Annotated in this window: 2 pseudogenes; one reads left to right on the forward strand and one right to left on the reverse strand. The window is 65.6% G+C overall.

The annotated features are described in order from the left end of the window. Nucleotides 1-256: pseudogene (locus tag ACYVD0_RS13295) on the reverse strand (transposase); the annotation flags it as partial. Here ACYVD0_RS13295 and ACYVD0_RS13300 point away from each other — a divergent pair. Next, nucleotides 248-523 (forward strand): annotated as a pseudogene (locus tag ACYVD0_RS13300) (transposase); the annotation flags it as partial. The pseudogenes ACYVD0_RS13295 and ACYVD0_RS13300 sit on opposite strands and share 9 nt — an antisense overlap. Nucleotides 524-660 lie beyond the last annotated feature (137 nt).

Below are 660 nucleotides of genomic sequence, written 5' to 3' on the forward strand. Positions count from 1 at the left end.
CTACGCCATAGACCGTGTCAGCGGCAATCCAGGCAAAGGGTACCTGGGCAGTCAGGGCTCGTTCGATCATCTGGAGGGCCGACTGGGGCCTGGTCGAGAAACCCATGCCTTCCGGAACAGGGGCTGCCGCCATACGCAAGGGATCATCCGTCCAGGCTTCAGGCAGGTAGAGGGCTCGGTCGATGAAGGCATGGCCATGGCGTGAGACATAGGCCGCGAAGACACCGATCTGGCAGTTGGCGATCTTGCCGGCTGGTTCCTCGATGGCCTGCCCGGTGCCGAGCCACGCAAGACCGGCTGGATGCGCGCCGAGGCAGCCGGCGATCCCGGCCCCTGCCGTCAACAGGCCATTCTCGGCCGCGGTCGCGGGGAGGCCGATGCCCTGCGCGATCTGGTGCGCGCCTATGTGCTCGAACATCTGGCCGACGACAAGGCCGTCCTGGTTCTGGACGAGACCGGCTTTCTCAAGCAAGGCCGTGCGTCTTGCGGGGTAGCCCGCCAGTACACCGGATCAGCCGGCAGAGGCCGCCACCCGCTCCTGGGTAAACAGAGGGCGCATACGCGCCTTGACCTCGCGCAGCGATGAAGCCCACAACTCCAGCGTCGTCTCGATCGATGCACCTGTCATCCGGTCTCTCCCAGGCAAGGGCGAGCATCAAG

This window comes from Azotobacter armeniacus (genome assembly GCF_054779355.1).